This is a genomic window from Streptomyces mirabilis (genome assembly GCF_018310535.1).
Classification (GTDB): domain Bacteria; phylum Actinomycetota; class Actinomycetes; order Streptomycetales; family Streptomycetaceae; genus Streptomyces.
In genome coordinates, this window is sequence record NZ_CP074102.1 from 8,762,908 (window position 1) to 8,778,800 (window position 15,893).

Genomic DNA, 15,893 nt, shown 5'->3' on the forward strand with positions numbered 1-15,893 from the left:
CCGGTCGAAGACAAGGGAGAACAGCGGGGACACCCTCACCAACCTGATCATCAGCATGCACGGACACATCGTTCCAGACGCCCCGAACTCACACCCGACCAGCTTGACCAAAGAGATAGGAGCACCCCCGCACGATGATGTGGATGTCCGCGCCGCGCTGTTCTGCTTCGGTCTTGACGAGGTCGACCGGACAGGCCGTCACGCGTCCCGCAACAGGAGATCGTGTGCTCGGCAACCATTTCGTCTGCCCGTTGGTCATGTGATCGGGGTTCATAGGGCCCTGACAGCAAAGAACAACCCTGGAACGGGGATGCATGACCCAGGCGGAGCACAGGGGACGGGTCGACGTGGCCACGAGGCGTGGGAACGAGGGGGCGGTCGCACCCAATGTGCCACTCCTGCGGTCGGCGCCTGCGGGGCGGGTGATCGTGGCCAGGCCGGCCGTCCGCAGGGACCGGCTCGCCGCGCTGGACGGCCTGCGGTTCCTGGCGGCGCTGGCGGTGGTGCTGTTCCACTTCGTCGGCCAGACCCCCTGGGCGATGATCACGATCTGGGGCCGCCCGTATCGGAGCACGTTCCCCGAGGCGCACGGGTACTTCGCCTACGGCCGGCTCGGCGTCGACCTGTTCTTCCTGATCAGCGGGTTCGTCATCTGCATGAGCGCATGGGGGCGCACCCCGCGCGACTTCTTCATCTCGCGCGTCACCCGCCTGTACCCGATGTACTGGATCGCGATCGTGGTGTCGGCGTGCATCATCTACCTGACCGACAGCCCGTTCGGGCACCCCAACCCGCGGCTGCTGTTCGCGAACTTCACGATGTTGCAGACCCCGCTCGGCGTGGACAACCTGGACTCGGTCTACTGGACGCTCTGGCCGGAACTCTGCTTCTACCTCACCTTCGCGGTCGTGGTGTGGAAGGGGCTCACGTACCAACGGGTCGTGATTTTCTGCGGGTTGTGGACGGTCGCCGCGGTGCTGGCGCCCGGCGCCCAGATCCCGTTGCTCTCACTGATGGTCAACCCGACGTCCGCTCCGTACTTCATCGCGGGCATGGCCTTCTACCTCATGCACCGCTACCGGCCGACGCCACTGCTGTGGGGGATCGTCGCCATGTCGTGGCTGCTGGCGCTGCACTTCCTGCTGGCACCCGTCGGCGGCCGCAACAACTGGGACACCTGGGCGCCTTGGCGCGGCTGGCTGATCGTGGTGACCACGGTGTTTTTCCTGCTGATCGCCGCCATCGCACTCGGCTGGACCCGCTGGATCCGCTGGCGCGGCCTGACCGTCGCCGGCACCATGACCTTCCCGCTGTATCTGCTGCACGACACCATCGGCATGACCATCGCGCACTACTACGGCGACCGGGTCGCCCCCTGGGCCCTGGTCGGGGTCACGGTGAGCGCGTTGATCGTCCTGGCGTACCTCGTGCACCGGTTCGTCGAGCGGCCGATCGCACAGGCCATGCGGCGCTGGCTGAACACCGCGGCGTTCGGTCTGCAGCCGCCGACGCCGCGCCGCTGAACAGACGGTGCCCCGTCCTGCCCGCTGCCTGAAACGGTGAACGCGGAGCGGCTGCGGGTGCCGAGAACCGTGCCGGGCAGGTAGCTCAGACGCCGGATGCACCCAGATCGGGGACGACCCTCAGATCTCCGTACCCCTCGTGCCAGCCGGTGAGCCCGAAGCCGTCCAGCGGGGTCATGTTCACGTCGGACGCCAGGATGTAGGCGCACATCTCCGACCCGGCGGGAAGCTGCGTGAGAAAGTGAAGAGCGTCGAAGCTCTTCCCCTTCAGGCGGCCCATCAGGTCCGGGACGCCGAGCATCACCGTGTTGATCTCGTGGGCCTGGACGAGCTCGCCGAGCCTGTCACGGGTGAGACGGTCGTTGATCTCGTCGGTCATCACAGCACATCCCCAGCGAGAGCAGCGTTCTGAGCAGCGGAGCCGAGCGGGGGAACCTTGTAGTCACGCTTGCCCTTGGTGACCCACGTAATCCAGGCCAGAAGCAGGACCAAAGCCAGCGCGACGCCTGCATAGTTGAACGACTCGGCGTTAATCGGGGAGGCCTGCGGCAGGCAGAACACGACCGTCAGGACGATCACGTACACCACGGAGAGGAGCCCAAGGGGGCGGCTCCAGCCTCCGAGGTGCCACGGGCCGGGCTGGAAAGCACGGCCGGCGGGGATGCCGCAGCCCCACACGTTCAGGTGACGACAAATCACCTGTCAACTCGCATACCGCCCTCTGAGGAGTGTGGGGAGCGAGGAGTGACGGCAGGGTGGGAGGGACGTACTGGCACTCTTGCCCTATGGCAATCGCGGGGTCTCGCACGAAGACGACGGACACATGGCTCATGCCTGCTGATGAGGTGCTCCTAGGGCAACGGATTGCTGAGGTGCTTCCCGCATCCGGATGGCATTGCAGTCATCCGGGGCCGCTGGGTTTGCACCAAGTGCACTTGCATTCCTCGATCGAGTCCGCGCTGGCCTGCGGAAGCACGCAAGCGTTCCTCGGCCTCCCGGCAGGCGCCTCCCTGCCACCAACAATCATTCCGGCTCCCGGCGTCAGCGCGCCGTGCGGACCGCCGATAGCGGCAGTTGTCCAACTGCTTTGTTCACGTCTCAGGACGGACGAACGGGGCGAGTTCTTCGAGAGCGGGCGACTCGCAGTGCGGTGGTTCGAGCCCGAAGTCGGACCGGAAATGCATCAGACACTCACGGAACAGACACGGCTGCTCTGGACTGCGTTGCGAGCCGTGACCCGGCCGGCAGTGATCGAGACAGCCGATGGTCGCCGCACTATGGGAACGAGAATCGGGCCCGCTGCCCGTGACAAGGTGATCCGCCAGCAGGTGTCGCTGGCGAGACCAGGCATTCAGCGGTTTCGGCTGGTGAACTGACGGCAAGGACCCGGCGGCCGGAGGCCGCCGGGTCCTTGTGATCACAGATCAGGCGCAGTTTGGGCTTCACCGGCGCCGGGCCGGTCTCCACCCGTACCCGCTCGCCGTCGCCCTGCAGCCACAGCTTCTCCTCGCCGGCCGCCAACTCCGTGAGCGTGTCGAAGCGCGCCGCCTCTCCCGGAGCTGTAGGACGCATCGCCACCACGGACCAAGCGGTGCGATCGGTGTAGCTGGGCGGCGGGTCTTCCAGGCCTGCGCCCCACTCGGCGAGGCCGGCGAGGATTCGGCATCAACGCCTCGCCCCGGCCGGTCAGAAACGCGTCCCCGGAGAAGAAGCTGACACAGGCCGCCGTTGCTGCCTGGTCCCCCGCGAGCGGCACGAACGGCCGTTCGTGGTGAGCTGCCGCGCTTTCGTAGAGTCTGCGGCCTGGCCCGAGGGGTGTCGCATCGACCTCACTCACGTCCGGTTCAGGAGCTGTGACCGAACCCGCTCGTGTGGATGACGCGCCCGTGGTGGTGGCGGCGTCGGTGGATGTCGGGCTCGCGGCGGAGCGCGACGAGAGCCGCGTCGTCTTCAAGGCGTCCGCGGGTGTGGGCGAGCAGATCGCGCTGGATGTGGTGCAGCAGCGATTCTGGGCCGGCCTCGCTCCACTGGGCGGCCCGTGTCTCGAAGGGGTAGAAGTCGCCATCGGCGTCGCGGGCTTCGATGACGCCGTCGGTGTAGAGCAGGAGCGTGTCGCCGGCCCCGAAGGAGAGCACATCGATCGTGTATCCCTCCGGCCCCATCCCGCCGATCCCCAGCGGGGGCGCGGGGTGCAGGCTGGGGACGGTGAGAGCACGGCCGGGGCTGAGCACCAGCGGCGGGGGGTGCCCGCAGCTGATGATGCGGGTGATGTGGTCGTCGTCGGGGAGTTCCAGCAGCAAGGCGGTGGCGAAGCGTTCGCCGGTTTCCTCGACTGGCTCGAAGTCGGCCAGGTAGCGGGTGACGCTCTGCTCCAGGGCGGCAGCCAGATCAGGCAGGGAGGCGTGCCGGTGGGCGGCCTCGCGGAAGGCTCCAAGCAGGAGGGCGGCCTCGCCGATGGCGGACAGGCCCTTGCCCCGCACATCGCCGATCATGATGCGCACACCGCCGATGATGCGGGTGGCCGCATAGAGGTCACCGCCGATCTGCGCCTCGTCCTCGGCGGCCAGGTACAGGCAGGCGATCCGCAACGGCCCGATCCGCTCCGGCAGCGGCCACAGCAGGACGTGCTGCGCGGCCTCGGCAACCGACCGCACCTGGGCCAATTGCCGGCTGCGCCGCTCGCGCACCGCACTCAAGAACACGACCAAGACCGAGAGCACCGCGATGGTGACCAACTGCACCATGTGGTTCGTTGTGGCCAGCCCGCCGTGAAACACGCCAATGATCGCTTGGGCCGCCAAGGCCAGAACTCCGATGAAGCCGGTCAGCCGGGGACCGGCGAACGAGGCAGTGATCGCGGGCGCGATGACCAGCGCCGGTCCCAGATGGACATCTGGAGGAGAGTGGATGTCCACCAAAGTGATCACCAGGATGAGCACAACAGGAATCACCAGCAGCGCATGGCTGGACTGCCATGGCTGCCGCAGACCGGCAAAGCGCTGCTGGGCTGCCACGTCTCCACCCTGCACCCCCTCGGGGGTGGCTGCGAGGGCGGCGCGCAGGGCAGCGGCAAGATCGGCGGTTCGCTCTCCGCCAAGGCCGTCTTCCAGACGGCGTTCAAGGGCCAGTACCAGCACGTCTGGACCGCCAAGCACACGGAGTCCACGACCTACAGGATGACGGTCAAGCCCGGTGACGCGCTCGTTTTCGGGGCCAGCGCCGCCATGCAGCGGATCCAGGGCACTCTGACCACCAACCAGGGCCAGGCCGTGCGCAACGTCATCGTGGACAGCCCGTCGACCGCGTCAATACCTCGTCGTTCATCGCGACCACCATCACCGCGCCGGGCCGCCCCACCACCAACCTGCCCCCCGCGGCACCCCTACGCAGCCGGGCAGTGCCGGTTTTCTGAGCTCTATAGCGTCACATGAAGGCGTCACGGTGTGACGCTTTCTGAACGTGATTGCCTCTGGCGAACTGATGGTGGACGGTCGCCGCAAGTCCATCCAGGCCATGGCCTCGCGGCTGCCGGACGCGTCGGCGCCCCGGGTCCCGGATGCCCGTTCCTACAGGTCAGACCCGGCGCCCGCCGCCTCGGCCACCGTCTCCCTGCTCGTGCCATTCGTCCCCTCCGACGTGCTGTGATGAGCCTCACCGCAAACATGAGGGCCCCCTCGAGTACGCTGGCAACGTCGAACATGAGGGCCCCCTCCGAATGATCCTCACAGTTCGGCACCCGGCCGATCCGGATTCCCCGGATCACGGACAGGACGGCCGCCCGGTCAACGGAATCGCGGCACATCACAAGGAGATGACCATGAACAAGTGGATCAAGCGCGTCTCGACCGCTGTCGCTTCTACGGCGCTGGCAGGCGGAGCCCTTCTCGGAGTCAGCGGCACGGCGTCAGCGGCGACGGCCTCGGCGCCCGGGGAGCACACGCAGACCGCGATCACCGCCTTCGCCACCAGCGGCGACCGCACGGACCGATACCAGAGCGCCCACCACGAGGCACAGGACGACAGCTGGGGCGCACCCCGCGGCTGGTACACGAACGACGACCGCCAGGGCCACTACGGTGAAGAGCGCTGGAACGGTAGCCACGTGTACGTCTGGGACGGGTACCGCTGGGACGAGGCGACGACGTGGCACCGCGTCAGCGCCGAGCGCTGGCACCTGGACCAGGTCGCGTGGTACGCGAACCAGCGCTGATGCGGCCGCAGGCCGGCACGGTCGGTTTGACCGGCCGCAACGACGTGGCTTTGGGCTGTGCCGTTGCGACTCGTCAAACCGACCGCTCGCCGAGCCGACATCGAGCGCGAGCCGGTGACATCGCCCTCCGGCTGAACAGGGACAACACGCGGGATCCGTGTGTGCCGCTCCCGTCCACCGGCGCTTCCGGTCGCGCCGGCGGTACCGCCACCCCCGCGCCTCGAAGCACACGGGGAGCGATCGCAGTGCCGGGCAAGCGAGGACATGGAAGTGAGGGACCGTGAGATCGGTCAGAACCGTGGCACACGAGCTGACCGTGCAGCTCGTCCTGTCGCACGACCTGTCGGTGCCGATACGTGCAGCACTGCAGTACGACGCGGATGATCCCTATGCCGTGCGTGCCGTCTTCCACACCCTGAACCAGAGCGGAACGGTCGAGTGGCTCCTCAGCCGCGACATGCTGGCTCAGGCTCTGAGCGAGCACACCGGGCACGGAGACGTGCGCATGTGGCCGCCCCGTGACTCAGGACGCGATGCGGTGCGCATGGTTCTTCGTTCGCCTGGGGGATCGGCCCTGCTCGAGTTCCCCGCGCAGGGCGTGGAATCCTTCCTGCGCGAAACATGGTCCGCGGTGCCGCCGGGGGCCGAATCCAGCCGGCTCGACCTGGACGCCGAACTGGCACAGCTGCTGGCGGAAAACTGAACGCCTCCCCCTGGACGGTGACACCCCCGAGGGACTGAGGGCCCGGATGCCGACCGCGGCACCGGGCCCGCCGCATGTCCCGCTGTAGGCCGCGTTGCACGACGTCGTATGCCGCGGCTCATGCCTCCTCACGGCACTCGCGGCACTCCTCTTCGGGGCACTCGAGAGTGGTGAGGGTCTGCGCGAACTGCTGAGGGGTCAGCGGAGGTTCGGGCAGCTCGTGGGCGCACTCGGCGCGGAAGGCGTCGAGCAGCAGGTGGAGATGGCGGCGCCAGGCGTTGGGAGCGACGGCACGGGTGGCCTGGATGATTCCGACCTGGGACCAGATCACGAAAGCGATGTCGTCCGGAGTGACGTCGTCACGCAGGACGCCCTGCTCCTGGGCGTTCCGGAAAATCTGAGCGACCCATTCCTGCGTGCGCTCAAACATTCCCCTGCCGAGCGCATGGACCGGCAGGCGAGCCGAGACCAGGTCATTGAAGGCCCGGTCACAGGCCTGCAGTTCACAGAGTCTTTCCAGGTAGGAGCAGAACCCCTCCCAGGCGTCGTCCATGACCGCGGCCTCTTCGGCAGCAGCGAGCAGATCCGTGAACTTCGCGGTGAAGAGCTCCTCGACCAGGTCGAGCCGGCTGGGGAAGTGCCGGTAGACCGTGCCGATCGCGACACCCGCCTCGCGGGCAACACCCTCCAGGGAAGCGTCCAGCCCCTGCTCGGCGAAAGCCTTGCGGGCAGCCGCCACGATCGCGTCCCTGTTGCGCTGCGCGTCGCGGCGCAGCGGTTTGACCGGCGCCTGGGGCGCGGACAGGACGTGCTGGTGACTCATGCCTCCAGACTAACATGAGGGGCCCCTCGAATTAGGTTGTGATCTTGCTCACGGTACGGACGGAACGTGGTCCAGAAGCACGCACGCAGGGCGCGCCGAAGACGACGAGCCTCCGGCTCAGGCCGCTAGGGCCTGTGTGATGTTGTGATCGTTCTTCGGATTCCGGTCCCGTACGGGGGCTGGATCCGGTAGGACGCTGGTGTGACGCGCAGGCAACTCACCGACAGGCAATGGAAGTTGATCGAGCCGTTCCTGCCGATAGGCGAATACGGCCCGTACCCCGAGCGGCTGCGGGAGCAGTTCGAGGGGGTGATCTGGCGGTTCCGCACCAGCAGCCAGTGGCGGGAGATGCCGGGTGAGTTCGGTCCGTGGGCGACGGTCTACGGCCGCTTCCGGGTCTGGAGGGACGCCGGCGTCTTCACCGCATTGCTGGAAGGCGTGATCGCCGAGGCCGCCCGCCAGGGGAAGACGGATTTGTCCCTGGTCAGCGTGGACTCCGCCACCGCCCGCGCCCATCACGACGCCGCCGGGATGTGCATCGGGGAGGAGGTCATGGACGCCCTTGAGGAAGCCGCCGCCGAGCAGTAGCGGGCCCGACAAAAGGGGGCGGCCCGCCAGAACAGAACGGACAGGACGGGAGTGGCGGCCCCGACCGGGAAGAGCGGCGCCGCGTCAGGCGACGGCGCAGGATCCGCTTGACGGAGGCCCTGCTCGGCAGGTCCCGTGGAGGGCTGACGAGCAAGGTTCATCTCGCCGCGGACCGCAGGTGCCGTCCGCTGTCGCTGGTCCTGACCGCAGGACAGGCGCCGACAGCCCGCAGTTCGTTCCCGTGCTGCAGAAGGTGCGCATCCGTCTGCCTGTCGGCCGTCCGCGGACCCGGCCTGACGCTGTCGCCGCGGACAAGGCCTACTCGTCCCGCGCCAACCGCTCTTACCTGCGCAAACGCAACATCAAGACAGTCATTCCGGAGAAGAAGGACCAGGCCGCGAACCGGAAGAAGAAAGGCAGCCGGGGCGGCCGGCCCACCCGCCACGACGCCGGTCTCTACAAAGAGCGGAACACCGTCGAGCGCCTGATCAACAAGCTGAAGGCCTGGCGGGGCATCGCGACTCGATGTGACAAGACGCCCGAGAGCTACCTCGCCGGCCTTCACCTCCGCGCTTCCATGATCTGGATCAACGACCTACTGAAGGCAGCTGAATGATCACAACATCACACAGGGCCCTAAACAAGCCGCGCACGCGAGCAGGTGTCCCACATCGTTCACGGACCGCATTGCCGTTACTTGAACTTCAGCTGCGTGCCCTTGGGCACGATCTGAATATCGAGATCGACCTTGATGTTGGAGCCAACGACTGCGATGCCACGGGCCAGCATCGTCTTCCAATTGATGGTGTAGTCCTCACGGTGCAACTCGGTGGTGGCGTTGACGGCCAAGCGGGTCTCACCCTCCATGCCGACGCGCATACCGCCGTAGTTGGCGTCGAGGGTCACCGTGCGGGTGACGCCGTGCAGCGTGAACCCGCCGGTGATCGCCCAGGTGTTTCCTCCGCGGTGCACGAAGCGGTCGCTGTAGAACTCCATGGCGGGGTAGTGCTCCACGTCGAGGAAGTCCGCGGACCGCAGATGGTCGTCGCGCATCTGCACATTGGTATCGATCGAAGCGGCGTCGATGACGACATGCATCGCCGAGTCCTCGATGGTGTTGCCGATCCGGATCGCCCCGGCGAAGTTGTTGAAGCGGCCGTGGACCTGGGCGAGGCCGATGTGGCGTGCGGCGAACCCGATCCGGGTGTGGGCCTGTTCGATCTCCCATTCGCCGGGGTCGGGCAGCGGAAGGGATGGGGCTATCTGGAGCGTGATGTCTCGGGGGCCGGCCGGCACCCCGTCATCGGCGACTGGAATGCTGTCCCGGTAAGGGGCGAAACCCTCGGCGGAGACGGCCAGTCGGTATTTTCCGAACGGAACCATCGCCACGACCAGGCCGTAGGGATCGGCCTCACCACTCACTACCCTGCGACTGTGGCTGTCGTGCAGCGTGAACTCGGCTAGGCTCACGGGCTCGCCCATGGGGTCGAGGACCCGGCAGATGAGGAGACCCGCGCCGGGGGGCACGGTGAGTCCGGTGAGTGGGTTTCCCCTGCGCTGAGAGGCCTTCCGTCGGCCGAGAAGGCGGCTGATCATGGTGTGCGTACCCCTATGCGGTCGGGCTTCGTGGGCCGCGCACAGCGCGACGTCGGCCGGCGACCCATGACGGATATGCCTTCGGTTGTTGCCCGTTCGAGGCAAACGTACAGGCAGGTGGAAGCTCTGGCCTCAGCCGTGGTTAAGGCGTCGCCGCCAATGCCTGAACGCCCTCCCCGGTTGTCTTGAGGCCGTGGAGGGCGCTCAATGGTGAGCAACGTCGACAAGCGCCGACAGCTCATCAGTAGGTAGTCAGGCTGCCGATCAGAAGGAGGCGAAGACGCCGGCCTGGTGGAACTGGCCGAGGGCGCCCAGGGCTTCGCCCTTGACTGCGTCGACCTGAGCCAGGACATCCGAGTCGCTGATCGCCGTGGGGCCGGCGATGACGCTGGCGTGCGGGCTCAGACCACCGGAGACGCTGTCGAGCTCGGCATCGGAGATCCCAACGGTCTGAACCTGGGGAGCGGAGTTCATGATGAAAGTTCCCTTCGCATGGATGTTCCACAAGGCGGCCCTGCTGGGGACAGATGGCAGGCCTCGACCGCAGGCGCGACATATTCCGGAGATCTTCGCGCGAGCCCGGCGGCGCAAAGGATCAAATCACGGAGCGCACCGAGCATCCAGTCAATCGGCGCCCGCACCAATGGGGTTGTACGCACAGGTTGCGCATCCGTGCAGACATGAACACGAATTGAGGACAACCTCTCTACACGCTGCACGGCACTGGGAGGTGACGGGTATTGCCACGGTGGTTCCGAACTGGACACTCCGTGCCAACAGAGCACCATTCGCCAGGCTCATGGGTAGATCCAACGCACCCCGTGTCGCGGCTGCGCATGTGGTGTGCAGATTTCACCCCGCCGTAGGGCGCATACAGCGCCACCGGGGGAGTGGGGCAGGTGGCGTCCTCCACGCACTATGTCGGCGGCGCAACCGGGTCGGCGTACACCAGTGACAGCAGATGCGTGGGTGCTGCGTCGTCGCTCTCATGCACCACAGACGGGGCCAGCATCCGCTGCTAGAGCCAGTGCCGGCGCCGTCGGGCGGAACCAGCCAGCGCAGGTGCCCGGCGGCCCGGTCCGGTGGGGGGGACCGTGAGCCACGCGCCCGTGCCGAGATAGCGGATTTCCGAGCCGACCCAGTGGCCGATCGGGTCGGGTGGCAGGAAGAAACCCACCCGGCATGCGACGAAGTCCGCGAGGGCCGGGCCGGGAGCCTGAGGAATGCAGAGGAGAGCATCAAGGGCCATTAGGCCGAGTTGTTGCGGCACGCTCAGCACGTCCCAGAACCGCCCGCACGCCAGCACCGCTGTCCCCGTTGTTCCGTGCCACTGCCGTTTGCACGCTCGTGGGTCGGTTGCTGCGGCGGCCAGCCATTCCATGGCCTGCCTCGTGGATCGTCGCATGGCGCCTCTCGGGGATCCGTTGGCCGACGTGGGCTGCACACTTCCCCCTCGCTGTCGGGGTGGTCAGTGCCGACTCGCATCATGCTGTTGCATATTTCTATTTGGCGGAAGGGGTGGCGAACCGTGGCGAATAGCTATGAAATGTTCGCTTCCAGAGCAAGCGTTCCCCCGCGCCTGGGGATTTCGTTCGAGGTCATGACAGGAAACCCGATACGCGTCGGACTCCGGCGCCCCTGGCGGGACATGTGGCATAAGATCCGCGCCGCGCTGCGCGGGCGGCCCGTGGACCCGCTGGCGTCCCTCGTGGAAACAGCGCGGCGTCTCGACTACGGCGCCGGCTGGCTGCAACGCGATGAAGGTGAGGAGGCGTGAGCGCCGCCAGCGCCCGGTATTGCTACGGCGCGTCCGGCCCATGCCGTTGAAGACGACTGAGCTCGTACTCGTCCACCGGCAGCGCGTGACAGGCCTGATTCAGGAAGTGCGTGGAGGCGGCGGGACCCGCCCCCCCCCAGCCCGAGCCCGAGCCGCAGGCCCCGGCCGCGCACCCCGAGGCCGAGGCCAAGCCCGCAGGCGGCGCTGAGCGGCAGCGTGAACGCCATGACCAGCAAGCCCTCTCCAGCCGCGACAGCGGCCACCGCACCCGACACTGCGGAAGACCGCTTCGGCACACGCGAATTCCCGATGCGCTTCAGCTCCACCCCCCGCGGAGCGCACCTCGCCCGCCGACTGGTGTGGCCATCGACGACACCGAGAACAACATCCACGCCACCGTGCAGGCTTTGGAATACCAGCAGCCCTACAAGGGCCCCCAGCCACAGAAACCCGAAGACTTCCAAGGCGGCGACATCTAGGCCACCGCCAGCATCAAGGTGGGCAACATCAACGGCAATGACATCACCGTCAGCCAATTCCCCTGGTCGCTCGCCTACGCGGCTGGCACCAGCATCCAGATCACGGGCAGCGTCGGCGGCGACATGCCCAAGCCCGAGTACCCGATGGACCAGACCGTGAAGCCCGGGCGTTACGTGGCCGGCCTCCGCTACGGACGGCCGCTCCATCCACGTACTGGTCCCGCCATACAAGTCAGCGGTTGATGAACTGGCCAGCGCACGAGTTGGAGACGAGCACGCAACCGCACGCAGCTTCTTGATCGCGTTCGCGAGCTGCCGACCCGGGTCGGTCCCCGCGCGCTGTGGAAACCGTTTGAAAAAGAGTTCGGATTCCTTGCGACGGACGCCGCCTACCTCCCCGTAGAGCAGACGAAGCCCTGATCAGTATCGCCACGCGCCACCCGTCTTCGTCCGACTCACGAACCCACGAGGTATCTGTGGCTCTCTTCCCCGCCCTGCGTCTCCAGCGCACTCCTCGGTCGCGGAGGCGCATTACCGTCGGGTTGCTGGCGCTCGTCGCCGGCGCCCTGCCGAATGTATCGGCCGACGCCGCCGCTTCGCCCTCCGGATCGGTCAGCGACACAGCGCCCACGACCACGTGGAGCGCCGGTCCCTTCGTCGTCCCCAACGTCTCGGGCACCTCCGGGACGGTGAGCTGCGGGAATCCGCAACTCTGCGACGACTACGCTCTGAAGGTGTCCGTGCCTGCGGGCTACGACGCTGGTCACAGCCTGCGCATCGACATCAAGTGGCCCGACAGCGCGGCCGACTTCGACGTCTACGTCCTCGACGCGAACGGCCGCGAGGTGGCCGCCTCGGCGTCCTCCAGCGACCCCGAGACCGTGCTGCTTCCGGCGCTGACGGCGTCGTACACCGTGCGCGTGGTGCCGTACGGACCGCTCGGCGACAGCTTCACCGGCACCGCTAGCCTGATTGCCGACCCGGCCGATCCGCCGCCGAGCACGGCCGTCCCACCGACGTACGCCAACTCGGCGGCGCCCGACGGCATCAAGGACGCGCACAATGCCGGTGAACCCTCGATCGGCGTGAACCGCGCGAGTGGCGCCGCGATGTTCCAGGCGCATACCTCGACGCTCAAGGTCACCTACGACGGCGCCGGCGCCGGCACCTGGCAGGACAAGAGCGCCAACGCGGGCAACGGCTGTCCCCAGGGCAGCAGCACCAGCCTCGACCCGATCCTGTTCACCGACCCGGCCACCCACCGCACCTTCGAGTCGCAGCTCGCCGGAAAGACCGCCCTGACCTGCTACACCGACGACGACGGCCAGACGTGGACGCCGACAGGCGGCTCGGGCATCAACTCCGGTGTGGACCACCAGACCATCGGTGGCGGCCCCTTCACCACGGGCGGACCTGGCGCCCTCACGGCATACCCGAACGCCGTCTACTACTGCTCGCAGGACATTGCCGACGCCTCCTGCGCGGTCAGCCGGGACGGCGGTCTGACGTACGGGCCCGCCGTTCCGATGTACTCGCTGCTGGACTGCGGCGGCCTGCACGGGCATGTGAAGGTCGCCCCGGACGGCACGGTGTACGTGCCCAACAAGGGCTGCGGCGGCAACCAGGCTGTGGCCGTGTCCGAGGACAACGGGCTGACGTGGACCGTCCGCAAGAACCCCTCCAGCACCCCCGGTGACTCCGACCCGAGCGTGGGAATCGGCGCCGGCGGGACTGTGTACATGGGATACCAGAACAGCGACGGCACCGCGCGGATCGCCGTCAGCCACGACAAGGGCAAGACGTGGCTGTACGACCAGAACGTCGGCGCGTCCCTCGGCATCAAGAACATCGTCTTCCCCGCCGTGACCGCGGGCGACGACAACCGCGCCGCCTTCGCCTTCCTGGGCACCACCACAGGCGGCAACTACCAGGACACGGCCAACTTCAAGGGCGTCTGGCACCTGTACGTGGCCACCACCTACGACGGCGGCCAGTCCTGGGTCACCGTCGACGCCACCCCCACCGACCCGGTACAGAAGGGCTCGATCTGCACCGGCGGCACCACCTGCGGCCAGGACCGCAACCTCCTGGACTTCAACGACGTCACCCTCGACGCCCAGGGCCGCGTGCTCGCCGCCTACGCCGACGGCTGCACCGGCAGCTGCGCGACCGGCGGCGCGCAGAACTACGACGCACTGGCCACCATCTCCCGCCAGTCATCCGGCAACACGCTGTACGGCGCGTATGACGCCGTGGTCCGCGGCGCACACAACAAGCCCAAAGGAGGCCAGTAAGTGAAGTCTCTCCTCCCCGCTGCCGCATCGGCCGGCGTCCTCCTCAGCCTGGCCGCTGTCACCGGATGCTCGGCGACGACCAAGCACGCCGAACCCGAGAGACAGACGCGGTATGCGGCCGTGCAAGGAGAAGATCCGTCTGCCGCGAAGGCGGCCGACACCGCGCCCCGCGGCTGTGCCACCGCCGCCTCACTGCCGCTTCCCAAGGACTTCCCGGCGACCCTGCCGGTGCCCGACGACGCGGTCGTCACCTCGGTGCAGCATCGCACCGGTAGCCGGCTCATCGTTGCCACAGTCGTACGGGGCGGCTTTAACTCCGCGCTGACCTTCCTGCACAAGCAGCTCCCCAAGGCCGGATACACCCTGAAGGAGGGCGAGGTGGAAGAGGACGACGCCGAGTCGAACTTCTCCTCCGCGACCGTCAACGGCCGCTGGACCCTGCAAAAGATGCCTGATTGCGAGGGAGGGGTCTACCTGACGTACCTGACGTCCACCGTCTCCTGAGCTTGGTCAGACCGGCGCCACTTGTTGACCAGGTGGAACTGCGAGTGGCCACCTGCACGCGGGCCGCGGAGGACGACGGTGAACCGGCGCCTCGGGCAGGGCGACGCTGAAGCGCTGATGCAGCGTGCCGTCGACCATCACGGCGCCGACGACGACAGCGCTGAACCGTACGACGAGGTCACCGACCCGTGCACGGGCACCGTCCGGTTGAGTGCCCGGCCATGCGATACGTGCGCCTTCCGCCCGGGCAACCTCATGGACCTGTAGCCAGGCCGGGTCGCGAACATGGCCACCCGGGCGCGGCAAGCCGACAGGCACGTGGTGTGCCACGCAACCCTGGGAACCGACGCCCCGGCGAACTGCCGGGGCGTCGCCGACAGCCCCGATCGGGGCCACAGCCTCGCCCTACGCCTGGCCCGCGCGCTCGGCACACTGCGGTCAGCGTCTCGCCACCTCAGCCCCGATCCGCACACGACGGTGCCCCCGTACTCGTCACCCGGACGAGCACGGGGGCACCGTCATGCCCTGCGGACGTCAGCCCCGGGAGGCCCTACGACGCCGCAGCACCAGGTAACCGCCCGCGGCCACCATCGCCGCCGCGGCGCCCGACAGCAGGCCCACCGGGGCGCTGCTGCCGGTCTCGGCCAGATCGCCGCTGCCGGCCTGCGCGGACGAGGAGGCGTCGGCCGACGGGGCGGCCCCGCCCTCGCCGGACGACGCACTCGGCGAGGCCGTCGCACCTGCCGAGCCCGAAGGCAAGGACGACGCCGACGACGTGGGCGACACGGATGTGGACGGCGTCGTACCGCCACCACCGCCCTGTGAGTCCTTGCAGTCGGTCCAGAACACCTTGTGCTTAGCGGCGCCCTTCTCGCCGTCGAAGTTCCAGAACAGCTTGTAGTGCCCGTCGGGCAGCGACAGGTCATCCGTACGGCCGTGACCCTGGCCGTCCTGGGTGATGGCGCCGGACTTCACGGTCTCGCCCTTGGTGGCGGCGGTAGGAGCCCAGGCCTCGATGTGCCAGTCGACCTGCTGGACCGCGTCGAAGCCGAAGGCGTCGAGGTAGAACGTGCAGACGTGGGGCTCGTTGCGGCGCAGCTCCTCGCCTGTCTTGGCGTCGTGGATCTTCACTGTGCCGTTGTCACCGGGAGCGGTGGCGTGCGCGGCCGGCGCAAGGAGCAGCACGGCCGAGGCGCCGGCGGTCAGCGCGCCGGCGCGGATGAGGGTACGCATGGGGCAGGTCCATCTTCAAGATACGAATGGGAAGATGTGGAGGGGGCAGCCCAGCATCCAGCCCGGCCCGACGACGGATCAAGCACGAACAGACAACGAACAGACCTATCACCGACGTGGGAGCCCTCCCCGGGACCCCGCGGGCGTCCGGCCGGGTGTGGAG

General features: G+C 67.8%; 18 protein-coding genes and 1 pseudogene. 11 read left to right on the forward strand and 8 right to left on the reverse strand.

The genetic code is table 11. The features are described 5' to 3' along the window. Window positions 1-88: 88 nt before the first annotated feature. Window positions 89-259, reverse strand: coding sequence for a hypothetical protein (locus SMIR_RS38970; RefSeq protein WP_212728106.1), 171 nt, complete (start codon window positions 257-259; stop codon window positions 89-91). A 169-nt stretch (window positions 260-428) separates the two neighbouring features. Here SMIR_RS38970 and SMIR_RS38975 point away from each other — a divergent pair, with 169 nt between their 5' ends. Further along, a complete protein-coding gene (locus tag SMIR_RS38975) occupies window positions 429-1,523 on the forward strand; it encodes an acyltransferase family protein (protein WP_248002755.1) in 1,095 nt (364 codons plus the stop codon). Between the two features lie 85 nt (window positions 1,524-1,608). On the opposite strand, the gene SMIR_RS38980 is transcribed toward SMIR_RS38975, so the two are convergent. The 3 genes from SMIR_RS38980 to SMIR_RS38990 form a co-directional block, all read right to left on the reverse strand. Further along, window positions 1,609-1,902 (reverse strand): hypothetical protein, encoded by a 294-nt coding sequence (locus tag SMIR_RS38980; RefSeq protein ID WP_168488581.1) that lies wholly within the window; start codon window positions 1,900-1,902, stop codon window positions 1,609-1,611. Then, window positions 1,902-2,111 (reverse strand): hypothetical protein, encoded by a 210-nt coding sequence (locus tag SMIR_RS38985; RefSeq protein WP_211118552.1) that lies wholly within the window; start codon window positions 2,109-2,111, stop codon window positions 1,902-1,904. The genes SMIR_RS38980 and SMIR_RS38985 overlap by 1 nt, the downstream gene beginning before the upstream one ends. A gap of 1,256 nt (window positions 2,112-3,367) precedes the next feature. Continuing rightward, window positions 3,368-4,537, reverse strand: a complete 1,170-nt coding sequence (locus tag SMIR_RS38990; protein WP_248002754.1) for a PP2C family protein-serine/threonine phosphatase — start codon at window positions 4,535-4,537, stop codon at window positions 3,368-3,370. On the opposite strand from SMIR_RS38990, the gene SMIR_RS38995 reads away from it, so the two are divergent. From SMIR_RS38995 to SMIR_RS39010, 4 genes are all read left to right on the forward strand, one after another. Next, window positions 4,484-4,954, forward strand: coding sequence for a hypothetical protein (locus tag SMIR_RS38995; protein ID WP_212728107.1), 471 nt, complete (start codon window positions 4,484-4,486; stop codon window positions 4,952-4,954). The genes SMIR_RS38990 and SMIR_RS38995 overlap by 54 nt on opposite strands. Window positions 4,955-4,982: 28 nt before the next feature. Beyond that, window positions 4,983-5,168 carry a hypothetical protein gene (locus SMIR_RS39000; RefSeq protein WP_212728108.1) on the forward strand — a complete coding sequence of 62 codons (186 nt, stop codon included), beginning with the start codon at window positions 4,983-4,985 and terminating at the stop codon, window positions 5,166-5,168. 172 nt (window positions 5,169-5,340) lie between these two features. Then, entirely contained in the window at window positions 5,341-5,733 is a 393-nt protein-coding gene (locus SMIR_RS39005; protein ID WP_212728109.1) for a hypothetical protein, read from the forward strand. 298 nt (window positions 5,734-6,031) lie between these two features. Beyond that, window positions 6,032-6,436 carry an SsgA family sporulation/cell division regulator gene (locus SMIR_RS39010; RefSeq protein ID WP_422664492.1) on the forward strand — a complete coding sequence of 135 codons (405 nt, stop codon included), beginning with the start codon at window positions 6,032-6,034 and terminating at the stop codon, window positions 6,434-6,436. Between the two features lie 118 nt (window positions 6,437-6,554). Here the strand turns inward: SMIR_RS39010 and SMIR_RS39015 are convergent, their stop codons facing one another. Next, window positions 6,555-7,259, reverse strand: a complete 705-nt coding sequence (locus SMIR_RS39015) for a TetR/AcrR family transcriptional regulator (RefSeq protein ID WP_212728111.1) — start codon at window positions 7,257-7,259, stop codon at window positions 6,555-6,557. 201 nt (window positions 7,260-7,460) lie between these two features. Here SMIR_RS39015 and SMIR_RS39020 point away from each other — a divergent pair. Continuing rightward, window positions 7,461-8,463: pseudogene (locus SMIR_RS39020) on the forward strand (IS5 family transposase). A gap of 77 nt (window positions 8,464-8,540) precedes the next feature. Here SMIR_RS39020 and SMIR_RS39025 read toward each other — a convergent pair. Then, the gene (locus SMIR_RS39025; RefSeq protein ID WP_212728112.1) at window positions 8,541-9,443 is read right to left on the reverse strand and encodes a YceI family protein; all 903 of its coding nucleotides are present in this window, start codon (window positions 9,441-9,443) and stop codon (window positions 8,541-8,543) included. Between the two features lie 264 nt (window positions 9,444-9,707). After that, the gene (locus SMIR_RS39030) at window positions 9,708-9,917 is read right to left on the reverse strand and encodes a hypothetical protein (RefSeq protein ID WP_168488563.1); all 210 of its coding nucleotides are present in this window, start codon (window positions 9,915-9,917) and stop codon (window positions 9,708-9,710) included. Window positions 9,918-11,043: 1,126 nt separating this feature from the next. Between SMIR_RS39030 and SMIR_RS39035 the strand changes: the two genes are divergently transcribed. From SMIR_RS39035 to SMIR_RS39055, 5 genes are all read left to right on the forward strand, one after another. Further along, on the forward strand, window positions 11,044-11,220 hold the full coding sequence (locus SMIR_RS39035; RefSeq protein ID WP_168488560.1) for a hypothetical protein: 177 nt from the start codon (window positions 11,044-11,046) through the stop codon (window positions 11,218-11,220). Window positions 11,221-11,717: 497 nt separating this feature from the next. Then, window positions 11,718-11,942, forward strand: coding sequence for a hypothetical protein (locus tag SMIR_RS39040; protein WP_248002752.1), 225 nt, complete (start codon window positions 11,718-11,720; stop codon window positions 11,940-11,942). A gap of 233 nt (window positions 11,943-12,175) precedes the next feature. Further along, window positions 12,176-13,993, forward strand: a complete 1,818-nt coding sequence (locus tag SMIR_RS39045) for a sialidase family protein (RefSeq protein WP_212728113.1) — start codon at window positions 12,176-12,178, stop codon at window positions 13,991-13,993. Continuing rightward, window positions 13,994-14,497 carry a hypothetical protein gene (locus tag SMIR_RS39050; protein ID WP_168488549.1) on the forward strand — a complete coding sequence of 168 codons (504 nt, stop codon included), beginning with the start codon at window positions 13,994-13,996 and terminating at the stop codon, window positions 14,495-14,497. 78 nt (window positions 14,498-14,575) lie between these two features. Then, window positions 14,576-14,764: a hypothetical protein gene (locus SMIR_RS39055; RefSeq protein ID WP_095850750.1), complete on the forward strand. Its 189-nt coding sequence runs from the start codon at window positions 14,576-14,578 to the stop codon at window positions 14,762-14,764. 267 nt (window positions 14,765-15,031) lie between these two features. On the opposite strand, the gene SMIR_RS39060 is transcribed toward SMIR_RS39055, so the two are convergent. Continuing rightward, complete coding sequence (locus tag SMIR_RS39060) at window positions 15,032-15,730, reverse strand: LAVTG motif-containing sortase-dependent surface protein (protein ID WP_212728114.1); 699 nt, start codon at window positions 15,728-15,730, stop codon at window positions 15,032-15,034. Between the last annotated feature and the right edge of the window lie 163 nt (window positions 15,731-15,893).

Excerpts from the sequence above, each read along its gene's own strand:
- SMIR_RS39015 (WP_212728111.1), bottom strand. The coding sequence starts at position 7,259 with ATGAGTCACCAGCACGTCCTGTCCGCGCCCCAGGCGCCGGTCAAACCG.
- SMIR_RS38970 (WP_212728106.1), bottom strand. The coding sequence starts at position 259 with ATGACCAACGGGCAGACGAAATGGTTGCCGAGCACACGATCTCCTGTT.
- SMIR_RS39060 (WP_212728114.1), bottom strand. The coding sequence starts at position 15,730 with ATGCGTACCCTCATCCGCGCCGGCGCGCTGACCGCCGGCGCCTCGGCC.
- SMIR_RS39030 (WP_168488563.1), bottom strand. The coding sequence starts at position 9,917 with ATGAACTCCGCTCCCCAGGTTCAGACCGTTGGGATCTCCGATGCCGAG.
- SMIR_RS38995 (WP_212728107.1), top strand. The coding sequence starts at position 4,484 with ATGGCTGGACTGCCATGGCTGCCGCAGACCGGCAAAGCGCTGCTGGGC.
- SMIR_RS39025 (WP_212728112.1), bottom strand. The coding sequence starts at position 9,443 with ATGATCAGCCGCCTTCTCGGCCGACGGAAGGCCTCTCAGCGCAGGGGA.
- SMIR_RS38980 (WP_168488581.1), bottom strand. The coding sequence starts at position 1,902 with ATGACCGACGAGATCAACGACCGTCTCACCCGTGACAGGCTCGGCGAG.
- SMIR_RS39035 (WP_168488560.1), top strand. The coding sequence starts at position 11,044 with ATGACAGGAAACCCGATACGCGTCGGACTCCGGCGCCCCTGGCGGGAC.
- SMIR_RS39005 (WP_212728109.1), top strand. The coding sequence starts at position 5,341 with ATGAACAAGTGGATCAAGCGCGTCTCGACCGCTGTCGCTTCTACGGCG.